Here is a 1723-nt window from a genome sequence, read left to right as displayed (position 1 = left end):
TCCAGCGCGCGGTTGATGATCCGGACGTTGTCGTCGGGATCGGTGCTTCCCAGCCGGCCGAAGTTCATCGTGCCCAGGCACTGGGTGCTTACCTCGACACCGGTTGTTCCGAATCTGCGATATCTCACAGGACTCCCTCAGCGAGCTGGCCGTGCCGGCCGCGCCTTCATGGCATCGGATGATCGGTAGGTCGGATGATCGGTGGGGATGAATCTGTACGGGCCTATACGACGATCGGGAGCTTCTCGTAGCCGCGGACGGTGCTGGTGTGCAGCCGTGCCGCGTTGTCCCGGTCGACCTCCCAGGTCGGGAAGCGGCGCAGGGTCTCCTCCAGCGCGATACGCCCCTCCATCCGGGCGAGCGCCGCACCCAGGCAGAAGTGCGCGCCGCGGCCGAACGCGACATGACTGTCGACCCGCCGCCTGATGTCGTAGCGGTCGGGGTCGGCGTACCTGCGTTCGTCACGCCCGGCGGACGCGGTCAGCAGGATGATCTTCGACCGGGCCGGGATGGTGGTGCCGTGCAGTTCGACGTCCCGGGTGGTGACGCGGCCCTGGACGGGGGACGGCGACTCGTAGCGCAGCGTCTCCTCGACCGCGTTCCCCAGCAGCGACGGGTCGGCGGCCAGCTCCGCGCGCTGGTCGGGGTGCGTCTCGAGCACGTCGCACGCCCAGCCGAGCAGCCGGGCCACGGTCTCGGTACCGGCGGCCACGAGCAGCGCGGTGAAGTCGGCCGCCTCGGAGGTGGTGAGGCGACGGGTCCCCTCGTCGGTGGCGATCTCCGCCTGCACGAGCGCCGTCATCATGTCGTCCCTGGGCTCGGCCCGCCGCGACTCCAGCTGTTCGGACAGATAGGCGTGGAACTTGGCGGACGCCGCCATCGAGATGTCGTTGACCATCCCCTTCTCCGGATCAAGGTGGAAGGTCTGGTCGATCGTGTGGCGGATCTCCTCGCGGTCGGCCGGGTCCACCCCGATCAGCTGGGAGATCACCATCGACGGGAGCAGTGCGGCGAAGTCCTGGATGTAGTCGAACCCGCCACCGCCGACCTGCCGGTCCAGCAGCTCCGCGCAGATCTCGCGGATGTGGCCTTCGAGCCCACCGACCCGACGCGGCGTGAACGCCCTGGAGACCAGCACCCGCATCGTCGTGTGGATCGGCGGGTCCATGAAGATTATCTGCCCGGTCTTCAGCGGCTCGGGCGCCATGAGTTCAAGAACCGTGCCGTACGCCGAGCTGTACGTGGCGCTGTCCAGATGGGCCGCGTCGACGTCCGCGAACCGGGACAGGGCGTAGAAGTCCATTTTCTCGTTGCGGTACACGGGTGCCTCGTCCCGCATCCGGTGCCAGATCGGATGCGGGTCGACGTGGAACTCCCGGTCGAACGGGTCCCAGTACAGATCTTCTGTCACGGGTGACGGGCCTTTCTTCGTAGGACCCGGATTCGGCGGGAAGCACCGCTCGGGCGGGTGGCGCGGCTTCTCGTTGTCTCGCCGGCCGCGTGGCGGTGGATCAGGTGGTCTGTCGCTGCGCGTAGAGGCGGGCCCATTCCTTGCGGGACCGGATGGTGGTGTCGACGTCGGTCGCGATCGCGCGACGGGCGCCGACGGTCGCGCGCTCCTTGGGGATCTCGGAGAACGGGTCCCAGTTGAAGAACCGGCAGGCGTTCTGCCAGGTGATCTTGTCGATCTCCTCGTCGGTCGCACCGGCGTTGTTCAGCTCGT

At 67.9% G+C, this 1723-nt stretch carries 1 protein-coding gene and 2 pseudogenes; all 3 read right to left on the bottom strand.

Translation table 11 applies throughout. The features are described from left to right. Positions 1-128, bottom strand: a pseudogene (locus FMEAI12_RS30940) (aldo/keto reductase); the annotation flags it as partial. Between the two features lie 95 nt (positions 129-223). Beyond that, the gene (locus FMEAI12_RS30935; protein WP_071059904.1) at positions 224-1411 is read right to left on the bottom strand and encodes a cytochrome P450; all 1188 of its coding nucleotides are present in this window, start codon (positions 1409-1411) and stop codon (positions 224-226) included. 100 nt (positions 1412-1511) lie between these two features. Continuing rightward, a pseudogene (locus FMEAI12_RS30930) lies at positions 1512-1723 on the bottom strand (amidohydrolase); the annotation flags it as partial.

The sequence above is a fragment of the Parafrankia sp. Ea1.12 genome, from assembly GCF_900465275.1.
GTDB lineage: Bacteria > Actinomycetota > Actinomycetes > Frankiales > Frankiaceae > Parafrankia > Parafrankia soli.
The sequence above is the reverse complement of the archived record's forward strand: the minus strand, read 5'-3'. Positions and strand labels throughout refer to the sequence as shown.